This window comes from Bradyrhizobium sp. UFLA06-24 (genome assembly GCF_054967145.1).
Window position 1 is genome coordinate 234505 of the sequence record NZ_JADFUE010000004.1, and the last position, 20510, is coordinate 255014.

The following is a 20510-nucleotide window of genomic DNA, read 5'->3' on the forward strand; positions in this document are numbered from 1 at the left end:
GGCCGTGGCTTGCGGAATGCCCGAAAATATGGCCTCTGGCCTGTGTTGAATCGATTTTTTGCTGGGAGAAACCATGATCCGGATTTTTGCCGCGCCGATTGCCGCCATCGCATTGCTGGCCGTCACGGCCGGCGGCGCCTTCGCCGAAGAGTACGACTCCCGCGACATCATGGGCGGCGGCCCGAACTTCTTCCGCGGCGGCGCCAACCCGATCCCCCGCACCACCGTGATGTACAACGGCAACTACGCCCCCGGCACGATCGTGGTGAACACCGCCGAGCGCCGGCTTTACCTGGTGCTGCAGAACGGCCAGGCGCTGCGCTACGGCATCGGCGTCGGCCGCGACGGTTTCCGCTGGGGCGGCGTGCACAAGATCACCGCCAAGAAGGAGTGGCCGGACTGGACGCCGCCGTCGCAGATGATCGCGCGCCGGCCCGATTTGCCGCGTCACATGAAGGGCGGCATCGAGAACCCGCTCGGAGCGCGCGCGATGTATCTGGGCTCGACGCTCTACCGCATCCACGGCTCCAACGAGCCGGAGACGATCGGCCAGGCCGTCTCCTCGGGCTGCTTCCGCATGACCAATGACGACGTCACCGACCTCTACGGCCGCGTCTCGGTCGGCACCACGGTGGTGGTGCTGAACAACTAGCCGAGCGGAGGCTGCCGAAGGGTGGGGAACCCACGGACTGCGTGAATTGCGGGCTTGTGCGCAGCCGGCGAATGCGGCAGCGTTGCGCGACGATGCGCGCCTTCAACCCGCCCTCGGCTGCCCTTTGCTTCGCCCTGTTGGCGTTTGCAGCGCTCACATCTGTGCCTGACACCGCGACCAGTGCGATCGCCGGCGAGCTGCCCGCGATCGCCTCGCGCCAGCGCACCGAAAAGAAGAGCTTTACCGACGCCGAGATCGTCGACGGTTTCTTCAAGACCGCCTTCGGCGCCGAGTATCATCTCGCCGGCCGCGTCGATCGCATCCGCAAGTTCGACGCCCCGGTGCGTGTGTTCGCCGAGACCGACCGCGCCGACCGCAAGGCGCAGCTCGCAAAGGTGGTGGCCGACATCGGCAAGCACGTGCAGCATCTCGACATCGCCATGACCACGACCGCCGAGGCGGCGAATGTGCGGGTGAAGCTGGTGCGCGACCGCGACCTCTATCGCACCATCACCAGCTTCTACGGCGCGGAGAAGGCGCGCGAGATCCGCACCTCGCTCGATCCGCAATGCCTGTCCGGCTTCCGCAAGAACGAGCAATTCGAGATCGAGCATTCCGACGTCATCCTCACCGTCGACGTCAGCGACTTCACCTTCCTCGACTGCGCCTATGAGGAGGTGCTGCAATCGCTCGGGCCGATCAACGACACATCGAGCGTGCCGTGGACGATGTTCAACGACAATGTGTCGATGGGTTATTTCGACGTCTACGACCAGTACATCCTCAACCTGCTGTACGATCCCCGCATCAAGGCCGGCATGACCGTGCCGGAGGTGAGAGAAGTGCTGCCCGACGTGCTCGCCGACGTGCGCGCCTGGGTGAAGCGGGTGAATGATCTGAAGGAGTGATCCCGCTGTCATTGCGAAGAGCTCTTGCGACGAAGCAATCCAGACTGCTTCCGCGGAAAAAGTTCTGGATTGCTTCGCTTCGCTCGCAATGACGTTGTGGAGATAGCCCTGCCCTACCCCACCAAATCAGCCACCGTGGTCGCCGCCTTCAGCCCCGTGCCGGTCAGCACGACGACCGTGGTCTCGCTCGCCTTGATGGCCCCGCACCCAGCGAGCTTCTCCAGCGCGGCGGCCGCGCTGGCGCTGGTGGGCTCGGTGAACAGGCCCTGCCGCGCCAGACGCCGCAGCGCGGCGACGATCTCGTCCTCGGTGAGCGCGATCGTGCCGCCGCCGCTTTCTCGCAAGGCGGCGATGATCTCGCGCAGCCGCAGCGGCGACTTGATCGCGGTGCCTTCGGCGATAGTCTTGCTCACCTCGCGCGCGACAGGCGTATCGACGCCGGCCTTGAAGCTGGCATCGATCGGCGAGCAGTTGAGCGGCTGGGCCGCGAACAGCCGCGGCAGCTTTGCGATCTGCCCGGCCTTCAGGAGCTCGCGGAAGCCGAAGGCGCAGCCCAGAAGACTGCTGCCGGCGCCGACGGGAACGATGACGTTGTCCGGCGCGCGAAAGCCGAGGTCTTCCCAGATTTCATAGGCGAAGGATTTGGTCCCCTCGAGAAAGAACGGCTGCCAGTTGTGGCTGGCATAGAAGGTCTGGCTCGACTGCCTGATAGCTTCCGCCTCCGACTCCTCGCGCGGACCCTCGACGAGCTGCACCTCGGCGCCGTAGGCGCGCACCTGCGCGATCTTGGCCGGCGATGTCGAGGCCGGCGCCAAAATCTTCACGCGCATGCCGCCGGCGGCACCGAGCCCTGCCATCGACGAGCCGCCATTGCCGGAGGAATCCTCCAGAATGGCGTTGACGCCGATCTGCCGCAGGAACGACAGCATGACCGAAGAGCCGCGGTCCTTGAAGCTGCCGGTCGGATTGAACCATTCGAGCTTGAAGAACGGCCGCAGATCGCCCCATCCCTGCTGCACCAGCGGCGTGCATCCGGTGCCGAGCGAGATCGGATCCCTGATCTCGACCGGCAGCGCCGCGCGGTAGCGCCACAGCGACCGCGTGCTGCTGTCGATGTCCGCCCGCGAAATCCCTGCGCCCGGTGTCACCAGCAGCGGCGTGCGCTCGTCCGAGCACCAGCGCGGCTCATGGAGGGAATAGAGCTTTCCATTGCGGGGATCGATGTAGCTGGCGGTGGACATGGCGCACTCCGGGGCAAGGCCGATCCGGTCGATATGTCCGAATATGCGGGTTTTATCCAGACGCCTGACGGGTCCCTTCAAAAATTCGAACAATTACATAGATATAGGGTCTGTTCTGACGCCCTTTGCCGATCCGGACTAGCGGTGGGGGCTGGCCGCCCGCACGATTAACTTGTCTGTCGTGGCTGGCCGCTACAATATGTTGGATTGCGTCGCCGGGCTCTGTCCCGGCACGCGGTGGAGCCAGGCCCGTCCGAGCGGCGGGCCGTTGGCTTTTTGGGAGTTTGGCCATGAGCCGCGCGAACCGTACCGACCACATCCGCCTCACCTCGCACCCCGAGCCCGGCCGCAAGGCCGCCTTTCCGATTCACTGGGGCGCCGCCGACGCGCGTGCCCGCGGGCCGATCATCGGCACGGTGTCTCGGGCAGGCGATCGCAACGTGATCGGCAGCCATGGCGGCTCCTACGCGATGTACCGCGCACTCGCCGTCTCCGCCGGCGCGCTCGATCCCATCCGGCGCCCGGATCTCACCAACACCTTCCCGGCCGCGACCATCGGGCCGTTCGAGCAATGGCGCGATCCCGCCAAGATCGTCGCGCTCGATCCCTGGGGCCATCTGGTCGCCGAGAATTTCCGCCAGGAGATCACCGAAGGCGTCGACATCCGCCCAAGCATCGCGATCACGCGCGCGCGGCTCGACCTGCCGGAGATTCGCGAGGCGCTCGCCGCAAAACGGCTGCGAGCCGACGGCGAGGTCGTGCACGCCAATGGCAGCGTGTCCGTGGTGAAGATCGCGATCGATCCGGTCTGGTATCTGCCCGGCCTTGCCGAGCGCTTCGGCACCAACGAGACCGAGCTGCGCCGCACGCTGTTCGAACAGACCGCCGGCATGTTTCCGGAGCTCGTGACGCGGCCAGACCTGAAGGTGTTCCTGCCCCCGATCGGCGGCACCACCGTTTACATGTTCGGCGATGTGACAAAGCTGCCTGATCATCGCACCAGGATCACCTGCCGCGTGCATGACGAGTGCAACGGCTCGGACGTGTTCGGCTCCGACATCTGTACCTGCCGTCCCTATCTGATCCACGGCATCGAGGAATCCGCGCGCGGCGCGCAGGAGGGCGGGCTCGGGCTCGTCGTCTACAATCGCAAGGAAGGCCGCGCGCTCGGCGAGGTCACCAAATTCCTGGTCTACAATGCGCGCAAGCGCCAGGAGGACGGCGACGCAGCCGCCGCCTATTTCGAGCGCACCGAATGCGTCGCCGGCGTCCAGGACGCACGCTTCCAGCAATTGATGCCGGACACCATTCACTGGCTCGGCCTGAAGCGGATCGACCGCTTCCTCTCGATGAGCGACATGAAATACGACGCGCTGACCTCGCAAGGAATCGACATCATCGAGCGCGTGCCGATCCCGCCGGAGCTGATCCCGGCCGATGCCTATGTCGAGATCGCCGCGAAGAAGGCCGCCGGCTACTACTCGACCGACATCGCGCCCGAGAAGGACGTCGAGGGCGTGGTCGGACGTTCGCTGGAAAAATACTGATCTGGCGATGGCGGAGGTTTTGGAACGAGAGGCACGCGCGCTGCTCACTGCAAAGGCGGTTCGCGCGCGCGCCGGGCAAATGCTCGAGATCGGCCTCGCCGACGGGCTCACGCATTTCACTGTCGATCTCGATCGCATGGATGGCGTTGCAGATGCCGTGCTCGATGTGACGCGCAAGGCCTATCCGACGCTCGAGATTCCTTTCCATGCCCGGTGGCGGCATTTTGTGTTCGGCGGCGTCGATCGCTGGGCACAATTGGCCGACGCAACACCGTGGCCCGACCGTGCCGCACGGGCGCGCGCGGAGTTCGACCTTGCCATCGTCAGCGTGCTGCTCGACGCCGGCGCCGGCGCGGCGTGGCGATACCGTGATACGGTGACGGGACAAGGCATCGGCCGCTCCGAGGGGCTGGCGCTCGCAAGCCTCGACATGTTTGCCGGTGGTCTGTTTTCCCGCGACGCGTGCGCGCCGTTCAGGGTGGATGCGGATGTGCTCGCAAAATTACCGCTCTCGGCACTGACGTCGGCCTTCCAGGCCAGTGATGCCAATCCGCTGCTCGGCCTGGAGGGACGTACGAATCTGCTGCATCGCCTTGGCAAGCAGGTCGCTGCGCGCGCCGACATTTTCGGCATGCAGGACACGCCGCGGCCGGGCGGCCTGTTCGATCACATCGCCGCGCAGGCAAAGGACGGCGCTATCCCCGCACCCGCGATCCTGTCCGCGGTGCTGAACCAGCTCGGACCGATCTGGCCGTCGCGGCTGGAACTCGCGGGCGTCCCGCTCGGCGATTGCTGGCGTCATCCGGCGATCAAGGCCGATGATGCGACCGCCGGCCTCGTCCCGCTGCACAAGTTGTCGCAATGGCTGAGCTATTCGCTGATCGAGCCGCTCCAGCGGGCCGGCTTCGACGTCACCGATATCGACGGCCTGACCGGGCTTGCCGAATACCGCAATGGCGGCCTGTTCGTCGATCACGAGGTGCTGCGCCTGCGCGATGCGGCCGACGCCGATCGTGCGCATGCAGTGGATTCGCTGCTCGTCGTCGAGTGGCGCGCGCTCACGGTCGCGCTGCTGGATGGTCTCGCCGAACGCATCCGCACCAAGCTCGGCCGCACGCCGCGATCGCTTCCGCTCGCCAGCATTCTGGAGGGCGGCAGCTGGGCCGCCGGCCGCGCCGTCGCGTTTGCGCGCCGCCCCGATGGATCGCCGCCGCTCAAGGTGATCAGCGACGGCACGGTGTTTTAGCGCATTGCGCATCGATGAATTTCAGGAGCATCCCGCCATGGAAGGCGTCACGATCGTCGATCATCCGCTGGTGCAGCACAAGCTGACGCTGGTGCGCGATAAATCGATCTCGACCAAGTCGTTCCGCGAGCTGATCAAGGAGATCGGCATGCTGCTGTGCTACGAGGTGACGCGCGACTTGCCGCTCGCCGACACCATGATCGAGACGCCGCTGGCGACGATGCATTCGGCCAAGATCGCCGGCAAGAAGCTGGTGTTCGTGCCGATGCTGCGCGCGGGCACGACCTTCGTCGACGGCATGATGGACCTGGTGCCGACCGCGCGCGTCGCCCATATCGGCCTCTATCGCGAGCCCGAGAGCTTTGCCGCGGTGGAGTATTTCTTCAAATCGCCGTCCGATCTCAGCGAGCGCCTCGCCATCGTGGTGACGCCTGTGGTCGCCACCGCGAATACGGCGGTCGCCGCCATCGACCGGCTGAAGGAGCGCGGCGCCAGGGACATTCGCCTGGCCTGCCTGATCGCCGCGCCCGAAGGACTCGAGCGGCTGCGCGGCCTGCATCCGGACGTGCATGTCTGGACCGCGGCGGTGGACGAGGGCCTCGACGACAACGGTTTCATCCTGCCGGGGCTCGGCGATGCCGGGGACCGCGCCTACGGAACGCGGTGAGCCTGCCTGCCTCGACAGCCGCATCGCTTTAGGAACGGCTTCCGTCGCGCGAGGTTCTTCAGCTCTCAGCATGGAGAGCACGATGACCTATCAGGATGACGAGCGCAGGGCCGACAGAATACGCCGCAACAGCCCAATCGGCTGGGCGATCGGTGCGATCTTCGTGATCGCCGTGGTCGCGGCGGTCTTCTTCTACAACGGGCGCGACGTCGGTCCACAGGCGACGAGCAACACAGCGAACAACGCGCCGAGCGTCACCACGGGATCCAACACGCCGGCTGCACCGGCGAAGTGAGGCGCGCCTTCACACGCCGCCGCAGATGCCCTTCAGCGCCTGCCATTCCTTGTCCGTCAGCAGCGGCGGCCCGCTGGCGGGGCGGTCTTCCTTCGTCATGCGGGCGAGGCGGTCCTCGGTGAGCGGATGGCTTGCCAGGATCGTCGCGAAGCTCGAGCCGCCCTCCTTGCCGGTGATGCGGAACATCAATTCGGCCGCCGGCTTGGGCGAGCGGCCGAGCGCATGCATGATCTCGATCGCGAAAGTATCGGCAGCTGTCTCGGCCTCGCGCGAATAGGAGGCTTCGACCACGCTGCGCGAGGCGAAGATCACCGCGGACGAGCCGGTGACGTCGCCGAACAACAGGCCGATCAGGAACGAGGTGCCGCCGTTGTAGATCAGGCCGCGCATGTTGTCGTGGTGCTTGAGATGGCCGAGTTCGTGGGCGAGGATGCCGGCGAGCTCGTCGGGATTTTCGGCCTTGTCGAGCAGGCCGCTCAGCACGTAGACCTTGCCACCCGGCAGCGCGAACGCATTCGGCACCGGGGTTCGCAGCACACCTGCCGTCATGGAGTCGTCGTCGAGCCCGGCCGCATCGCGCAGGCGGTTGACCAGCTTGCGGAACGCCGCCTGACCGGCCGCGCCATTGCAGGCGCCGCCACGGAAGATCGTCTTCACCTGCACCTCGGATGCGTCGCCAATGCGCCGCTCGATCGGCTTCGGCACCAGCGGCGCGAGGCGGTCCGCCGCGAGCGGCACGCCGAACAGCACGACGCAAACGATGGAGACGGCCGCCGCCACAGACCAGCCCGCGATCTTTGCGACACCGCGACCGGTGGTCTGGTGCTCGTCAAGCCGCATGCAGCGGGCGGTCACATCAGCGGCAAGCACCGCATCGCGGATTTCGAGCCGCGCCAATGGCGGCGCGGACGTGGAGGCGAGCCTCAGGACCCCGGCCGGACTGTCGGCGCGGCGGATGTCCGCCCAGACCCAGCGAACCGGCGTCCCGCCCTCCTCGATGATCTCGAGCGCTTCGCCGAGCGTTAGCGTCACCTGCCGCCTGCGGCTCGACACGCCGTCGAAGAAGACCGTGGGCTTGACGGCCTGCGCCGGTGCTTCGGTGGATAAGTCGCTCACGGCTCAGAATCCCGCGACATCGAGCCCATCAGCAAAGCCTTCGCCAAGTGCATTGGCAAGCTCGCCGCTGGCGCGGACGTCGGCCGCCGCTCCGATATTATGCACGGCGACGGTTTCCAGCACCTTGGCCCAGAGATCGCGCTGCAGATAGACGCGCATGATGATGTTCACGGCGAGGGCCAGCGCGAAATAGCCGATCACCATCAGCACCAGCATCGGAATGCTCTTGGCTGTGTGGCCTGGCGCGAACAGCTCATCGGCCGGCACGCCGCTCAGCTTGACGGCGAGCAGGGTGGCGCCGCCGAGGTAGAAGCCGAACAGGGTCGAGAGCAGCACCCACCAGCCGACCACCTTCCAGTAGAGGCCATAGAAAGCATTGTGCGGCAGATCCGACGACAGGCTGACGCCGCTGACGCGGATGCCATTCAGCCACCAGCGCCATTCCCGCGCCTTGAACTCGGCATAGAAGAACGGCGCGAGTGGGAAGATCACGATCGCGATCGGGCTAAGCAACCACAACCACCAGCCGCGCTTGAAGAACTCCCAGCCGCGACCTTCGAACTCGCCCTGCAGATCGCCGAAATAAGTGTGCCGCATCTTGTAGCGCTCCAGCGACGCCTCACGCCATGGCAGCGCCAGGCCGAACGTCAGGAACACCAGGAGGCCCCAGAGCATCGCGCGGAAGGAATAGGCCCAGCCGGAGCCGTCCATCCAGAAGCGCACGCCACGCCAGACCGTGCGCGTCAGCCGGTAACGACGCGCGCGAAAGATCGCGAACTGACCGAAGGCATAGAACGAGATGAACAGCGGCGTCGAGGCAAAGCCCTGCCAGCGCTCGAACTCGATACCGACCAGGAAATAGGCGAGATAGATCGGCACCAGAATCGCGAGCGCGAACAGGAAGCCGACCAGCAGCTCCTTGGCCCGGCCGGTGTATTCGGCGGCATCGCCGTCGACCAAGGTGTTCGACCACAAATGACGGCGGATGTCGGTGGCGAGCCAGAACCGGTAGAAGCCGAAGGTGACCAACTCCAGCAGGGCACCTTTGGTGACCATTTTGCGGAACATTGAGCGATTGCCGGTGAAATCGACCTGCGTGGGCGGCAGCGGCGGCGGGACCGGCTCGGAGGGACCTAGCGGGGCCCATTGCATATCATTCACGGCGGCAACCTCCGGATGCGGATCTGATCCGCTCAAACTATAGATCAGAGATTTGTCGATCCCCAACATGGATGGGTTCGATTTGGCTCGATTCCCGGCGATTTCTCGCACCGATCGGCGGGCTCAAGCGTGCCGGACATCACGTTGGTGAATATCGGGTAGCGAAGCGCATCCGGGCTACGCAGCTGACTTGCGACAAAACTGTCGCTTGCTCCGACGCACGTAACGCGTTGTAATTGCGATTCAAATACCGCAGAGCAGAATTCAAGAAAACGTGCGGTCCACGCCAGGGAGAACGGTCATGCATGGGACCATTGAAAGCGCGGCCAAGATCGACGCATTGCGCGCGCGCGCTTCGTCATTGCCGCTGGAGCAATATGATCCCGGTGACCCCGAGCTGTTCAGGACCGATACGTTTTGGCCCTATTTCGACCGGCTGCGCCGCGAAGATCCCGTGCACTATTGCAAGGACTCGATGTTCGGGCCGTACTGGTCGGTGACGCGCTACAACGACATCATGGAGATCGAGACCAACCATTCGGTGTTCTCCTCGGCCTCCTCGCTCGGCGGCATCACCATCCGCGACATCGATCCGGACCTGCGCCGTGAAAGCTTCATCTCGATGGACCCGCCGCGCCATGCCGCGCAGCGCAAGACCGTCGCGCCGATGTTCACGCCGACGCATCTGGACAATCTCGCCATCAACATCCGCAAGCGCTCGGCCGAGTGCCTGGACAATCTGCCCCGCGGCGAGGTGTTCGACTGGGTCGACCAGGTCTCGATCGAGCTCACCACGCAGATGCTCGCGGTGCTGTTCGATTTCCCCTGGGACGATCGACGCAAGCTGACGCGCTGGTCAGATATTGCCACCACCCTTCCCGGTCCCGACGGCCTCGTGGCCACCGAGGACGAACGGCAGGCCGAGCTGACCGAATGCGCGCAATATTTCGCGCGTCTGTGGAAGGAGCGCATCGCGCAGCCGCCGAAAAGCGATCTGCTCTCGATGATGGCGCATGGCGCCGCCACCCGCGACATGGACGCGAAGAACTTCCTCGGCAATCTCGTGCTTTTGATCGTCGGCGGCAACGACACGACGCGCAACACCATGTCCGGCTCGCTTCTGGCGCTGAGCCAGCATCCGGAACAATACCGCAAGCTGCGCGAAAATCCTGACCTGCTCGACAGCTTCGTGCCCGAGGTGATCCGCTGGCAGACACCGCTGGCGCATATGCGCCGCACCGCGCTTGCCGATTTCGAGTTTCGCGGCAAGCAGATCAAGAAAGGTGACAAGGTCGTGATGTGGTACGTCTCGGGCAACCGCGACGAAGAGGCGATCGAGAAGCCCTACGAATTCATCATCGATCGGGCCCGCCCGCGCACGCACCTGTCCTTCGGCTTCGGCATTCACCGCTGCGTCGGCCTGCGGCTTGCCGAACTCCAGCTCAAGATTATCTGGGAGGAGATCCTGAAGCGGTTCGACCATATCGACGTGGTCGGCGAGCCGAAGCGGGTGTATTCGAGTTTCGTAAAGGGTCTTGAAACCTTGCCGGTTAAGATTGCGGCGTGAGTGAGAACCAACTGGAGCCTCGACCATGAACATCCAAACGCCGGTGAAAGTGGACAAGGCCGAACGCATGCGCCGGGCCCGCGAAGAGGCCTATGCGACGCCGCTTTCGCAATTCCACCCCGGTGCGCCCCGGCTGTTCCAGGACGACACGCTGTGGCCCTGGTTCGAGCGGCTGCGCAAGGAAGAGCCGGTGCATTACTGCACCAACGCACCGATCGAGCCCTACTGGTCGGTGGTGAAATACAACGACATCATGCATGTCGACACCAACCACGGCATCTTCTCCTCGGACTCCACCCTCGGCGGCATCTCCATCCGCGACGTGCCTGAGGGCTATGACTGGCCGAGCTTCATCGCAATGGACCAGCCCAAGCATTCGGCGCAGCGCAAGACGGTCTCGCCGATGTTCACCCCGACGCATCTGGACGAGCTGGCAAAATTGATCCGCCAGCGCTCGCAGACCGTGCTCGATAATTTGCCGCGCAACGAGACCTTCAATTTCGTCGAGCGCGTCTCGATCGAGTTGACGACGCAGATGTTGGCGACCCTGTTCGACTTTCCCTGGGAAGAGCGGCGCAAGCTGACGCGCTGGTCCGACGTGTCGACCGCGCTGCCCAAGAGCGGGATCGTCGCATCCGCCGAAGAGCGCCGCCGCGAGATGGACGAATGCTACGCCTACATGTCGAAGCTGTGGAACGAGCGCGTCAACTCCGAACCGCGCAACGACCTGCTGTCGCTGATGGCGCACAACCCGGCGACGCGTCACATGGATCCCGACAATCTCATGGGCAACATCATCCTGCTCATCGTCGGCGGCAACGATACCACGCGGAACACCATGACCGGGTCGGTGCTGGCGCTGAACGAGAACCCCGAGCAGTACGACAAGCTGCGCGCCAACCCTGCCCTGATCGATTCCATGGTGCCGGAGGTGATCCGCTGGCAGACGCCGCTGGCGCATATGCGGCGCACCGCGTTGCAGGACACCGAGATCGGCGGCAAGCATATCAAGAAAGGCGACCGCGTCGTGATGTGGTACGTCTCGGGCAATCGCGACGACGAGATGTTCGAGAAGCCGAACGACTTCATCATCGACCGCCCGCGCCCGCGCACCCACCTCTCCTTCGGCTTCGGCATCCACCGCTGCGTCGGCATGCGGCTCGCCGAACTGCAGCTGCGCATCATCTGGGAGGAGATGCTGAAGCGGTTCGACCGGATCGAGGTGGTCGGCGAGCCCAAGCGGATCTATTCCAGCTTCATCAAGGGATATGAATCGCTGCCGGTGCGGATTGCGGGGTAGACTTTTCATCGCCGTCATTCGGACGAACTGAGGCAATCCACTTCCGCAATCTCCACTGTCATGGCCCGGCTTGACCGGGCCATCCAGTACGCCGCGGCTTCTCGGCTCTAGCACTGCCGCCTCTGGAAGACTGGATTGCCCGCTTTCGCGGGCAATGACAGCGGAGTATGAGGTCGCCAGCTATAAAATTCCGGCATGACAGCTCGCGCCAGATGCGAAGGCACGACGGCACGCAGCTGTTCTAACTCAGCCTGATGTCCCACACGCCGTCCTTGCGGCAGGCCGCGACTTCCTCGCGCAGCAGCGCGGTGACGGCGAGCGAGGCCGTGGAGGCGGGACGGTCGATCGGAGAGGCGAAAATGAGCTCGCGGGTCATCGGCTTGGAGACAACAGCGGTTTCCAGCCGGCCGTCAGCGACCTCGCCGCGGACCGACGAGGGCGGCAGCAGCGCAAAGCCGAGGCCTTCCTCGACAAGGCTCGTCAGGACGCGGAAGGAATCCGCTTCCAGCTGGACGTTGAGCTTGATCTTGCGCTGGGCGGCAGCGTGCTCGATCAAGGCGCGGAGGCCGTGGGAATGACTGGGCAGCACCAGGCGCTGGCGCAGCAGCCAACCGAGATCGATGCTCTTCTTGCGCGCAAGACCGCAGCCGTGCGGCCCGACCGCGACGATATTGTCGCGGCCGAGGCTCTCCACGTTGAGATGCAGATCGGCGGAACGGCCGTAGAGGATGGCGAGATCCATCTCCCCGCGATGCAGCCATTCCACCAGATGGCCGCTGTAGCTCTCGACGATGCGCAGCGAGATGCCGGGAAATCTCTCGACGCAGCGCCGCGCAAAGCGCGCCGACAGCACGCAGCTCACGGTCGGAACGAGGCCAAGCACGACCTGGCCGGACGGCGGCCCCTTGGCCGACTGGATGTCGTCGCGGATCTGGTCGATCTGCCGCACGATGCCCGAGGTGCGCGCGAGCAGCAGGCGCCCCGCCTCGGTCAGCACCATGCCGCGGCCGTTTCGCGTGAACAACTCGGTGCGCAGCTCGTGTTCCAGAAGCTTGATCTGCCGGGACAGCGCCGGCTGCGCCACGCGCAGCGTATCGGAGGCCTTGGAGAGGCTGCCGAGCTCCGCCACGCAACTGAAGGTCCTGAGCTGCCGGAAATCCATGCTTGCCAATCCTGGAAGGCTACTCCATACGCTATAGCAAATGAGCATAGGGGGCTGGCGTTGTTTTCACAACGCCGGAGGATCGGCCGGCGTTATCTTAACTGCCGCAAGAAACGGGAAACGCCATGAGTGAAGACCACCACAGCGAAGATCACGCCGACATCCGCGAGGCCGTCGCAAAGCTCTGCGCGCAGTTTCCTGGCGAATATTGGCGCAAGCTCGATCGCGAGATGGCCTATCCCAAGGCGTTCGTCGATGCGCTGACGGAAGCCGGCTATCTCTCGGTGCTCATCCCCGAAGAATATGGCGGCGCAGGCCTGAAGCTTTCGGCCGCGGCGGCGATCCTCGAAGAGATCCAGCGCGCGGGCTGCAACGGCGGCGGCTGTCACGCCCAGATGTACACGATGGGCACCGTGCTGCGGCACGGCAGCGCCGAGCAGAAGGCCAAATACCTGCCGAAGATCGCCAGCGGCGAGTTGCGGCTGCAGGCCTTCGGCGTCACCGAGCCGACCAGCGGCACCGATACGTCCTCGCTGAAGACCTTTGCGCGCAAGGAAGGCAACGACAGCTATATCGTCAACGGCCAGAAGATCTGGACCAGCCGCGCCGAACATTCCGATCTGATGGTGCTGCTGGCGCGCACCACGCCGAAAGAGCAGGTCAAGAAGCGCACCGATGGTCTTTCCGTGTTCATCGTCGACATGCGCGAGGCCAGGAACAACGGCCTCGAGATCCGCCCGATCCGCACCATGATGAACCACGCCACGACGGAAGTGTTCTTTACCGACATGAAAGTGCCGGCGGAGAACCTGATCGGCGAGGAGGGCAAGGGCTTTCGCTACATCCTCTCCGGCATGAATGCCGAGCGCATCCTGATCGCGGGCGAATGCATCGGCGACGCAAAGTGGTTCATCGCAAAGGCCACCAATTACGCCAAGGAGCGCGCCGTGTTCGGTCGGCCGATCGGCCAGAATCAAGGCATCCAGTTCCCGATCGCCAAAGCCTATGCCTCCATGCGCGCGGCCGAACTGATGGTGAAGGAAGCGACGCGCAAATACGAGGCCGGGCTCGATTGCGGCGCGGAGGCCAACATGGCCAAGATGCTCGCGGCCGATGCGTCCTGGGAAGCGGCCAATGCCTGCATCCAGACCCATGGCGGCTTCGGCTTTGCCGAGGAATACGACGTCGAGCGCAAGTTCCGCGAGACGCGGCTGTATCAGGTCGCTCCGATCTCGACCAACCTCGTGCTCTCCTTTGTCGCCGAGCACGTGCTCGGCATGCCGCGCTCGTACTGAGGTCGCATCATGGGAGCACTCGACGGAATCAGGGTGATCGCGGTCGAGCAGGCGGTGGCGGCGCCGTTCTGTTCCTCGCGCCTGGCGGATGCCGGCGCCGAGGTGATCAAGATCGAACGGCCCGAGGGCGATTTCGCCCGCGGCTATGATGCGGCGGCCAAGGGCCAGAGCAGCTATTTCGTCTGGCTCAATCGCGGCAAGCAATCGGCCGTGGTCGACCTCGCCACCAAGGAGGGCCGCGCCGAACTCGAGAAGCTGATCGCGAGCGCCGACGTGCTGGTGCAGAACCTCAAGCCCGGATCGATGGACAAGCTCGGCTTCTCGCGCGAGCGGCTGCTGAAGGACTATCCAAGGCTGATCTCGTGCACCATCACCGGCTATGGCGACGAAGGCCCGTACGCGCATCGCAAGGCCTATGATCTCCTGATCCAGGCCGAGAGCGGCCTCGCCTCGATCACCGGCAATCCCGACGGTGCTTCGCGCGTCGGCATGTCGATCGTGGATGTCGCGACCGGCGCCACCGCGCATGCGGCGATCCTGGAGGCGCTGATCGCGCGCGGGCGCACCGGCAAGGGCTGCGACATCCGCATCTCCATGTTCGACGTGATGGCGGATTGGTGCACCGTGCCGCTGCTCAACGCCGAGGCCGGCAATCCGCCGAAGCGCATGGGTCTGCGCCATCCTTCGATCGCGCCTTACGGCGTTTTCACCTCGAAGGACGGCAAGGACATCCTGATCTCGATACAGAGCGAGCGCGAGTGGAAGACGCTCTGCGCCGAGGTGCTGGACCGGCCGGACCTCCCCGCCGATCCCCGTGTTGGCAACATGGTGGAGCGCGTGCGCAACCGCGATTTCACAGACAAGATTGTCGCTGACATCTTCGGCACGATGACGCGCGACGAGTTGTTGAAGCGGCTGTCGGATGCCGACATCGCGTTCGCCGAGGTCAACACCATGGCCGACCTCACCAGGCATCCGCATTTGCGCCGCATCGAGGTCGACACACCGAACGGTCGCGTCAGCTATCCTGCGCCGGCGCCGATCATCGTCGGCGAGACGCGCAGCTACGGCGCCGTGCCTGCCATCGGCGAGAATCCGAGGAAGAAATAACAAGAGCGAGGCGTCATGACCGAAAAGCTCGACATCGATCATTTGCGGCAATGGATCGGCCGCAGCGAGGAGGCGACCGACATCGTCACCGCGCAGCTCGTCAAAGGCCTGCGCGCAACGCTGTTCCAGGAGGTCGGCGCGCCCAAGACGGGCGATGCCGCACCGTTCACGGTACATTGGTGCCTGGCGCAGCCGGTGTTCCCGATGTCGATGCTGGGGCCCGACGGCCATCCGACCCGCGGCGGCTTTCTGCCGCCGGTGCCGCTGCCGCGCCGGATGTGGGCCGGCGGCGAGATCGAGTTCTTGCAGCCCTTGCGCGTCGGCGACGAATCGACCCGGAACTCGCGCATTGCCGACGTGCAGGTGAAGACGGGTTCGACCGGCACGCTGTGCTTCGTCTCGGTCGAGCACAGCATCTCATGCCCGCGCGGCGTTGCCATCCGCGAGCGGCAGGACATCGTGTATCGCGAGATGACGAGCAGTGCGCCGGCCACCGCGAAGGCCCCGCCCCCTCCGCCGAAGGCGCAGCACCGCGAGACGCATATCTCCGATCCCGTGCTGCTGTTCCGTTATTCCGCGCTGACCTTCAACGGCCACCGCATCCATTACGACCGCGACTACGTCACCAAAGTCGAGGGCTACCCGGGTCTGATCTTCCACGGCCCCTTGCAGGCGGCGTTGATCATCGAGATGGCGGCGAAGCTTCGCGGCGGAAAGGCACCGAAGAAGTTCACCTATCGCGGCCTCCAGCCGCTGTTCGAGGGCACGGAGTTCTCGGTCAATGCCAACGAGACCGACGCCGGCATGGAGCTGTGGACCGCGAACGCCGAGGGGCAACCGACGATGAAGGGCACGGCGGTGTGGTGACTGTCTCTTCTCGTCATTGCGAGGAGCGAAGCGACGAAGCAATCAAGGGTGCCGCCGAGGTGAGAGTCTGGATTGCTTCGCTTCGCTCGCAATGACGGTGGGACCAGGAGCGCGACATAAATAACGGGGACGAAACGATGACAAAGAACGGCAAGACCGGCAGCAAGTCCGTCACCGTCAAGCAGGCGACGCTCAACCTGCTGCGTGCCTTCGGCATCGACAGGGTGTTCGGCAATCCTGGTTCGACCGAGCTGCCGTTCCTGAGCGACTGGCCCGACGACATCGACTACGTACTGGCGCTGCAGGAGGCCTCCGCCGTCGGCATGGCCGACGGCTACGCGCAGGCGACGCGCAATGCCGGCTTCGTTAATCTGCATTCGGCGGCCGGTGTCGGCAACGCGCTCGGCAATATCTACACCGCGCACCGCAACCAGACGCCGCTGGTGATCACCGCGGGCCAACAGGCCCGCTCGATCCTGCCGCTGCAGGCGTTCCTCTATGCCGAGCGGCCTTCCGAATTCCCGCGTCCCTATGTGAAGTACAGCGTCGAGCCGGCTCGACCCGAGGATGTGCCGGCCGCGATCGCGCGCGCCTATTACACCGCGATGCAGCCGCCCTGCGGCCCGACCTTCGTGTCGATCCCGGTCGATGACTGGACGCATGCCTGCGCACCGGTCGAGGCGCGCAAAGTCAGTCGCGAGATCGGCCCAGAGCCTGAGGCGATGAAGGGGCTGGCAGCCGCGCTCGGCTCCGCAAAGCACCCTGCCCTTGTGGTCGGCCCCGGCGTCGATCGCGCCGGCGCGGTCGATCTGATGGTGCGCGTCGCCGAGAAGGCCAAGGCGAGCGTCTGGGTCAGCCCGTTCTCGGCGCGCTGCTCGTTCCCTGAGCGGCATCCGCAATTCGCGGGCTTTCTGCACGCCTCGCCCGCACAGCTCTCCGATGCGCTGCGCGAGCACGACCTCGTCGTCGTGATCGGCGCGCCGGTGTTTACCTTCCATGTCGAGGGCCATGCCGCGATCTTCGATGGCGGCGCGACGATCTTCCAGATTACGGACGATGCCGACGCCGCGGCGGTGACGCCGGTTGGCACCAGCATCATCGCCACCATGAAGCCGGCGCTGAGCCTGCTGCTCGAGTTGCTGCCCGAGAGCAAGCGCGCGGCGCCAAAGGGCCGCACGTTGCCAGCGGCGCCGCAGGCGGCCGATCCGCTGCCGGTCGAATTCCTGCTGCATTCGCTGTCGCAGGCGATGCCGGAGGGCGCCTCGCTGGTCGAGGAAGTGCCGTCACATCGGCCGGCGATGCAAAAATTCCTGCCGATGCGCGGTCAGGACAGCTTCTACACCATGTCGAGCGGCGGCCTCGGCTATTCGCTGCCCGCCGCGGTCGGCATGGCATTGGGCAAGCCGAAGCAGCGCACGGTGTGCCTGATCGGCGACGGCTCGGCCATGTATTCGATCCAGGCGTTGTGGACCGCCGCGCAACGCAAGCTGCCGCTCACCGTCATCGTCATCAACAATTCCGGCTATGGCGCGATGCGCTCATTCAGCCAGGTGATGCAGGTGCGGAACGTGCCGGGCCTGGAGCTGCCGGGAATCGATTTTATCAGGCTCGCCGAAGGCATGGGATGTCATGCGGTGCGGGTCAGCAAAGCGGCGGAGCTGGGCGAGGCGCTCAAGCGCGGGATGGCGTTCGAGGGCACCAGCCTCGTCGAGGTTATCGTGGATTCGGCGGTTCCGGTGCTCTACGGGCAGAAGCATTAGGCCCGCTAGGCCGCCAGAAATCCTCCGTCCGCCGCCAGCACGTGGCCGACCACGTAGGACGACGCGTCCGACGAGAGCCACACCACGGCTTCCGCCACCTCGTCCGGCGTGCCCATGCGGCGCAGCGGCAGGCCGGCGCCGACGGTTGCGACATCGCCGACGCCGGCGCTCAGCATCATGTCGGTGATGACGCGGCCGGGCGCGATGGCATTGATGCGGATGCCGCGCGGCGCGTTCTCCATCGCCGCCGAGCGCGTCAGCGAGATCGCGGCCGCCTTCGAGGCCGAATAGAGCGAGAAGCCGGGGTTGGGATTGCGCACGCCGCTGACCGAGGCGTTGACGACAATGCTGCCGCGCCCCTGCGCCAGCATGACAGGCAATTGATGGCGCAGGCACAGGAACAGCGCGCGCACATTGGTGTCGAACACGCTGTCGTAGATCTCCGTGCCCTGCTCCTGTAATGGCGCGCGGCGCTCCTGGAAACCCGCATTGTTGAAGGCGACGTCGAGCCGGCCGCAGCGCTCGATCGCCGTGCGGACGAGGCGTTCGACGTCGTCCTCTCGCGTGATGTCGGTCTGGACCGTGATCGCGTCAGCGCCGAGCTCGCGGCAGGCCGCCGCAGCGGCCTCGATCTCGGGCTGGCGCCGACCTGCGACGACGATCGCCTCGGCGCTTTCGGCGGCCATCCTCAGCGCGGTGGCACGGCCGATACCGCTGCCGCCGCCGGTGACGAGGCAGACCTTGCCTCTCATCCGCACCCCCGCAGGCAAAGCTCCTCTCGCGATCTCATTCATGGCTCACTCCAAAACGCTTGCGCGCGCCGTTGCACGCATATAGTTGTATCATACAACTATATGCCGGGAGTCAAGATGGCCGAGCTTGCATTGATCGACGACATTCGCGCCGCCTCGCGGTTGATGGTGCGCGAGCTCGGCTTCATGGACGCGACGGTTGCGGCATCGGACTATCCGCCCTCGGCCGTGCACACCATTCTGGAGATCGGCATTCGCGGCCCGCTGACATCGGGCGAACTCGGCGATTTCCTGCGGCTGGAGAAATCCAGCGTCAGCCGGCTGGTGCGCAAGCTGATCGATTGCGGCGAGCTCAAGGAGACGCCGGACGAGACGGATGCACGCAGCAAGCTGTTGTCGTTGACTGCCAAGGGCCGGCGCACGCTGGAGGCGCTGCATGCATTCGGCCGCCAGCAGGTTCGCGGCGCACTCGCGGCGCTGACGGAGGCCGAGCAGCGCAAGGTGCGTGAGGGGATGACGCTCTATGCGCGGGCGCTCAGGCAGAGCCGGATGGAGGCTGGGGTGGAGTCGGCGGCGTGAGGCGCGAGGTTGGTGAAGCCGCTTCTACATACTCGGTGTCATCGCCCGGCTTTGACTGGGCGATCCAGTACTCCGAGACGGATGTGGTTGAGCCGACAGGCCGCGGCGTACTGGATGCCCCGCCTTCGCGGGGCATGACAGCGTCGATGTGACTTTACTTCCCGAACTCCTCCCGCATCTTCGCCTGGATCTTGGCCATGCCGCCGATCCAGCGATCGTAATTCTCGGTCTTCTTGCGCATGTAGCCGAGCACCTGCGGATGCGGCAGGATCAGGAACGTTTCCTGCTCGAGACCGGCGAGCACGTCCTTGGCGACCTGCTCGGGCGTGAGGTCGCCGTCGCCGGATTGCGGGCCTTTCGGAATCGAGCGCAGCATGTTGGTGTCGACGCCCTGCGGGCAGAGGATCGAGACCTTGATGTTGTGAGCCTTATGTGCGATCGCGAGATTCTCGGCAAAGCCCACCGCCGCGTGCTTGGTGGTGGAGTAAGCCGGGCTGCCGACCTGGGACAGCAGGCCCGCGGCCGAGATGGTGTTGAGGAAATAGCCGCCGCCGCGCGCCTTCATCCGGGGGATGAGGTGCCGCGCCGCATAGACATGCGCCATGACGTGGATCGCCCAGCTGCGTTGCCAGGGCTCGTCGGAGGCGCCGCCGGCATTTTCCGCCATCGGATCGAAGCCGCCGCCGATGCCCGCATTGGAGCAGAACAGATCGATCGGGCCGAACTGCCGCTCGGTCTCCTCGATGACGTGCGAGATGTCCTTTTCCTGCGCCACGTCGCATTTGAACGCCGCGCCATCCACCATCGCGGCAACAGCCCGCGCATTGGCGGCATCCATGTCGGCGACGACGACCTTGGAGGCGCCGGCGGCGTGGAAGGCCTCGCACAGCGCCTTGCCGATGCCGTTTGCGCCGCCCGTGACGACCACGACCTTGCCGGTCACCCGCATGCGACGTCTCCTCTTGTCTTATGCCGCACAGCTTTTGCCGCCTCGCGGAACTTGGCTAGCTCAACACAAGGTCGAGCACCGCGGTATAATGACATGCCGCGCCGGCCAAGACAAAGCCGTGCCAGATCGCATTCTGGAAGCGCAGCCGCCGCCAGGCGTGGAAGATCACGCCAAAGCTGTAGAGCAGGCCGCCGGCGAGGATGAAGCCGAGCACCAGCGTCGGCAGCGCCCTGACCACCGCATCGTAAAGCATCACACCGCTCCAGCCCATGGCGAGATAGATGCCGACCGAGACGCGGTCGAACCGACCCGGATAGAACAGCTTCAGCACGATAC

Annotated in this window: 20 protein-coding genes; 13 read left to right on the forward strand and 7 right to left on the reverse strand. The window is 65.1% G+C overall.

Features of this window, described 5'->3' with window-relative positions; translation table 11 throughout:
• The first annotated feature begins 73 nt into the window (after positions 1 to 73).
• Positions 74 to 652, forward strand: a complete 579-nt coding sequence (locus tag IF809_RS06360) for a L,D-transpeptidase (RefSeq protein WP_128968160.1) — start codon at positions 74 to 76, stop codon at positions 650 to 652.
• 92 nt (positions 653 to 744) lie between these two features.
• Positions 745 to 1560 (forward strand): DUF2927 domain-containing protein, encoded by an 816-nt coding sequence (locus IF809_RS06365; protein ID WP_462837136.1) that lies wholly within the window; start codon positions 745 to 747, stop codon positions 1558 to 1560.
• 113 nt (positions 1561 to 1673) lie between these two features.
• On the opposite strand, the gene IF809_RS06370 is transcribed toward IF809_RS06365, so the two are convergent.
• A complete protein-coding gene (locus IF809_RS06370; protein WP_453992918.1) occupies positions 1674 to 2801 on the reverse strand; it encodes a threonine synthase in 1128 nt (375 codons plus the stop codon).
• A 290-nt stretch (positions 2802 to 3091) separates the two neighbouring features.
• On the opposite strand from IF809_RS06370, the gene IF809_RS06375 reads away from it, so the two are divergent.
• The 4 genes from IF809_RS06375 to IF809_RS06390 all read left to right on the forward strand — a co-directional run bounded on the left by IF809_RS06375 (position 3092) and on the right by IF809_RS06390 (position 6556).
• Complete coding sequence (locus tag IF809_RS06375; RefSeq protein WP_462837123.1) at positions 3092 to 4348, forward strand: GTP cyclohydrolase II; 1257 nt, start codon at positions 3092 to 3094, stop codon at positions 4346 to 4348.
• 7 nt (positions 4349 to 4355) lie between these two features.
• Complete coding sequence (locus IF809_RS06380) at positions 4356 to 5594, forward strand: URC4/urg3 family protein (RefSeq protein WP_462837124.1); 1239 nt, start codon at positions 4356 to 4358, stop codon at positions 5592 to 5594.
• A 37-nt stretch (positions 5595 to 5631) separates the two neighbouring features.
• On the forward strand, positions 5632 to 6261 hold the full coding sequence (gene upp, locus IF809_RS06385; RefSeq protein ID WP_128968165.1) for a uracil phosphoribosyltransferase: 630 nt from the start codon (positions 5632 to 5634) through the stop codon (positions 6259 to 6261).
• An 82-nt stretch (positions 6262 to 6343) separates the two neighbouring features.
• Entirely contained in the window at positions 6344 to 6556 is a 213-nt protein-coding gene (locus tag IF809_RS06390) for a hypothetical protein (RefSeq protein WP_128968166.1), read from the forward strand.
• 9 nt (positions 6557 to 6565) lie between these two features.
• On the opposite strand, the gene IF809_RS06395 is transcribed toward IF809_RS06390, so the two are convergent.
• A complete protein-coding gene (locus IF809_RS06395; protein ID WP_462837125.1) occupies positions 6566 to 7672 on the reverse strand; it encodes a M48 family metallopeptidase in 1107 nt (368 codons plus the stop codon).
• Between the two features lie 3 nt (positions 7673 to 7675).
• A complete protein-coding gene (locus IF809_RS06400) occupies positions 7676 to 8824 on the reverse strand; it encodes a YjgN family protein (RefSeq protein WP_462837137.1) in 1149 nt (382 codons plus the stop codon).
• A 310-nt stretch (positions 8825 to 9134) separates the two neighbouring features.
• Here IF809_RS06400 and IF809_RS06405 point away from each other — a divergent pair, with 310 nt between their 5' ends.
• Both IF809_RS06405 and IF809_RS06410 read left to right on the forward strand, forming a co-directional pair.
• Positions 9135 to 10400 (forward strand): cytochrome P450, encoded by a 1266-nt coding sequence (locus IF809_RS06405; protein ID WP_462837126.1) that lies wholly within the window; start codon positions 9135 to 9137, stop codon positions 10398 to 10400.
• Between the two features lie 25 nt (positions 10401 to 10425).
• Positions 10426 to 11700: a cytochrome P450 gene (locus IF809_RS06410; protein ID WP_128968170.1), complete on the forward strand. Its 1275-nt coding sequence runs from the start codon at positions 10426 to 10428 to the stop codon at positions 11698 to 11700.
• Positions 11701 to 11941: 241 nt separating this feature from the next.
• On the opposite strand, the gene IF809_RS06415 is transcribed toward IF809_RS06410, so the two are convergent.
• The gene (locus tag IF809_RS06415) at positions 11942 to 12862 is read right to left on the reverse strand and encodes a LysR substrate-binding domain-containing protein (protein WP_462837127.1); all 921 of its coding nucleotides are present in this window, start codon (positions 12860 to 12862) and stop codon (positions 11942 to 11944) included.
• A gap of 125 nt (positions 12863 to 12987) precedes the next feature.
• Between IF809_RS06415 and IF809_RS06420 the strand changes: the two genes are divergently transcribed.
• The 4 genes from IF809_RS06420 to mdlC all read left to right on the forward strand — a co-directional run bounded on the left by IF809_RS06420 (position 12988) and on the right by mdlC (position 17894).
• Complete coding sequence (locus tag IF809_RS06420) at positions 12988 to 14157, forward strand: acyl-CoA dehydrogenase family protein (protein ID WP_462837128.1); 1170 nt, start codon at positions 12988 to 12990, stop codon at positions 14155 to 14157.
• 9 nt (positions 14158 to 14166) lie between these two features.
• Positions 14167 to 15267 carry a CaiB/BaiF CoA transferase family protein gene (locus IF809_RS06425; RefSeq protein WP_128968173.1) on the forward strand — a complete coding sequence of 367 codons (1101 nt, stop codon included), beginning with the start codon at positions 14167 to 14169 and terminating at the stop codon, positions 15265 to 15267.
• 15 nt (positions 15268 to 15282) lie between these two features.
• Complete coding sequence (locus IF809_RS06430) at positions 15283 to 16134, forward strand: HTD2 family dehydratase (protein ID WP_462837129.1); 852 nt, start codon at positions 15283 to 15285, stop codon at positions 16132 to 16134.
• Between the two features lie 137 nt (positions 16135 to 16271).
• Positions 16272 to 17894 carry a benzoylformate decarboxylase gene (mdlC, locus tag IF809_RS06435; protein ID WP_462837130.1) on the forward strand — a complete coding sequence of 541 codons (1623 nt, stop codon included), beginning with the start codon at positions 16272 to 16274 and terminating at the stop codon, positions 17892 to 17894.
• A 5-nt stretch (positions 17895 to 17899) separates the two neighbouring features.
• Here mdlC and IF809_RS06440 read toward each other — a convergent pair whose 3' ends face one another.
• Positions 17900 to 18688, reverse strand: a complete 789-nt coding sequence (locus IF809_RS06440; RefSeq protein ID WP_462837131.1) for an SDR family NAD(P)-dependent oxidoreductase — start codon at positions 18686 to 18688, stop codon at positions 17900 to 17902.
• A 75-nt stretch (positions 18689 to 18763) separates the two neighbouring features.
• On the opposite strand from IF809_RS06440, the gene IF809_RS06445 reads away from it, so the two are divergent.
• Entirely contained in the window at positions 18764 to 19225 is a 462-nt protein-coding gene (locus IF809_RS06445) for a MarR family winged helix-turn-helix transcriptional regulator (RefSeq protein ID WP_462837132.1), read from the forward strand.
• A gap of 154 nt (positions 19226 to 19379) precedes the next feature.
• Here the strand turns inward: IF809_RS06445 and IF809_RS06450 are convergent, their stop codons facing one another.
• Together IF809_RS06450 and trhA are read right to left on the reverse strand one after the other, a co-directional pair.
• A complete protein-coding gene (locus IF809_RS06450) occupies positions 19380 to 20174 on the reverse strand; it encodes an SDR family oxidoreductase (RefSeq protein WP_128968178.1) in 795 nt (264 codons plus the stop codon).
• Between the two features lie 55 nt (positions 20175 to 20229).
• Positions 20230 to 20510: PAQR family membrane homeostasis protein TrhA (trhA, locus tag IF809_RS06455; RefSeq protein WP_462837133.1), on the reverse strand; the 281-nt coding region annotated here is incomplete at its 5' end.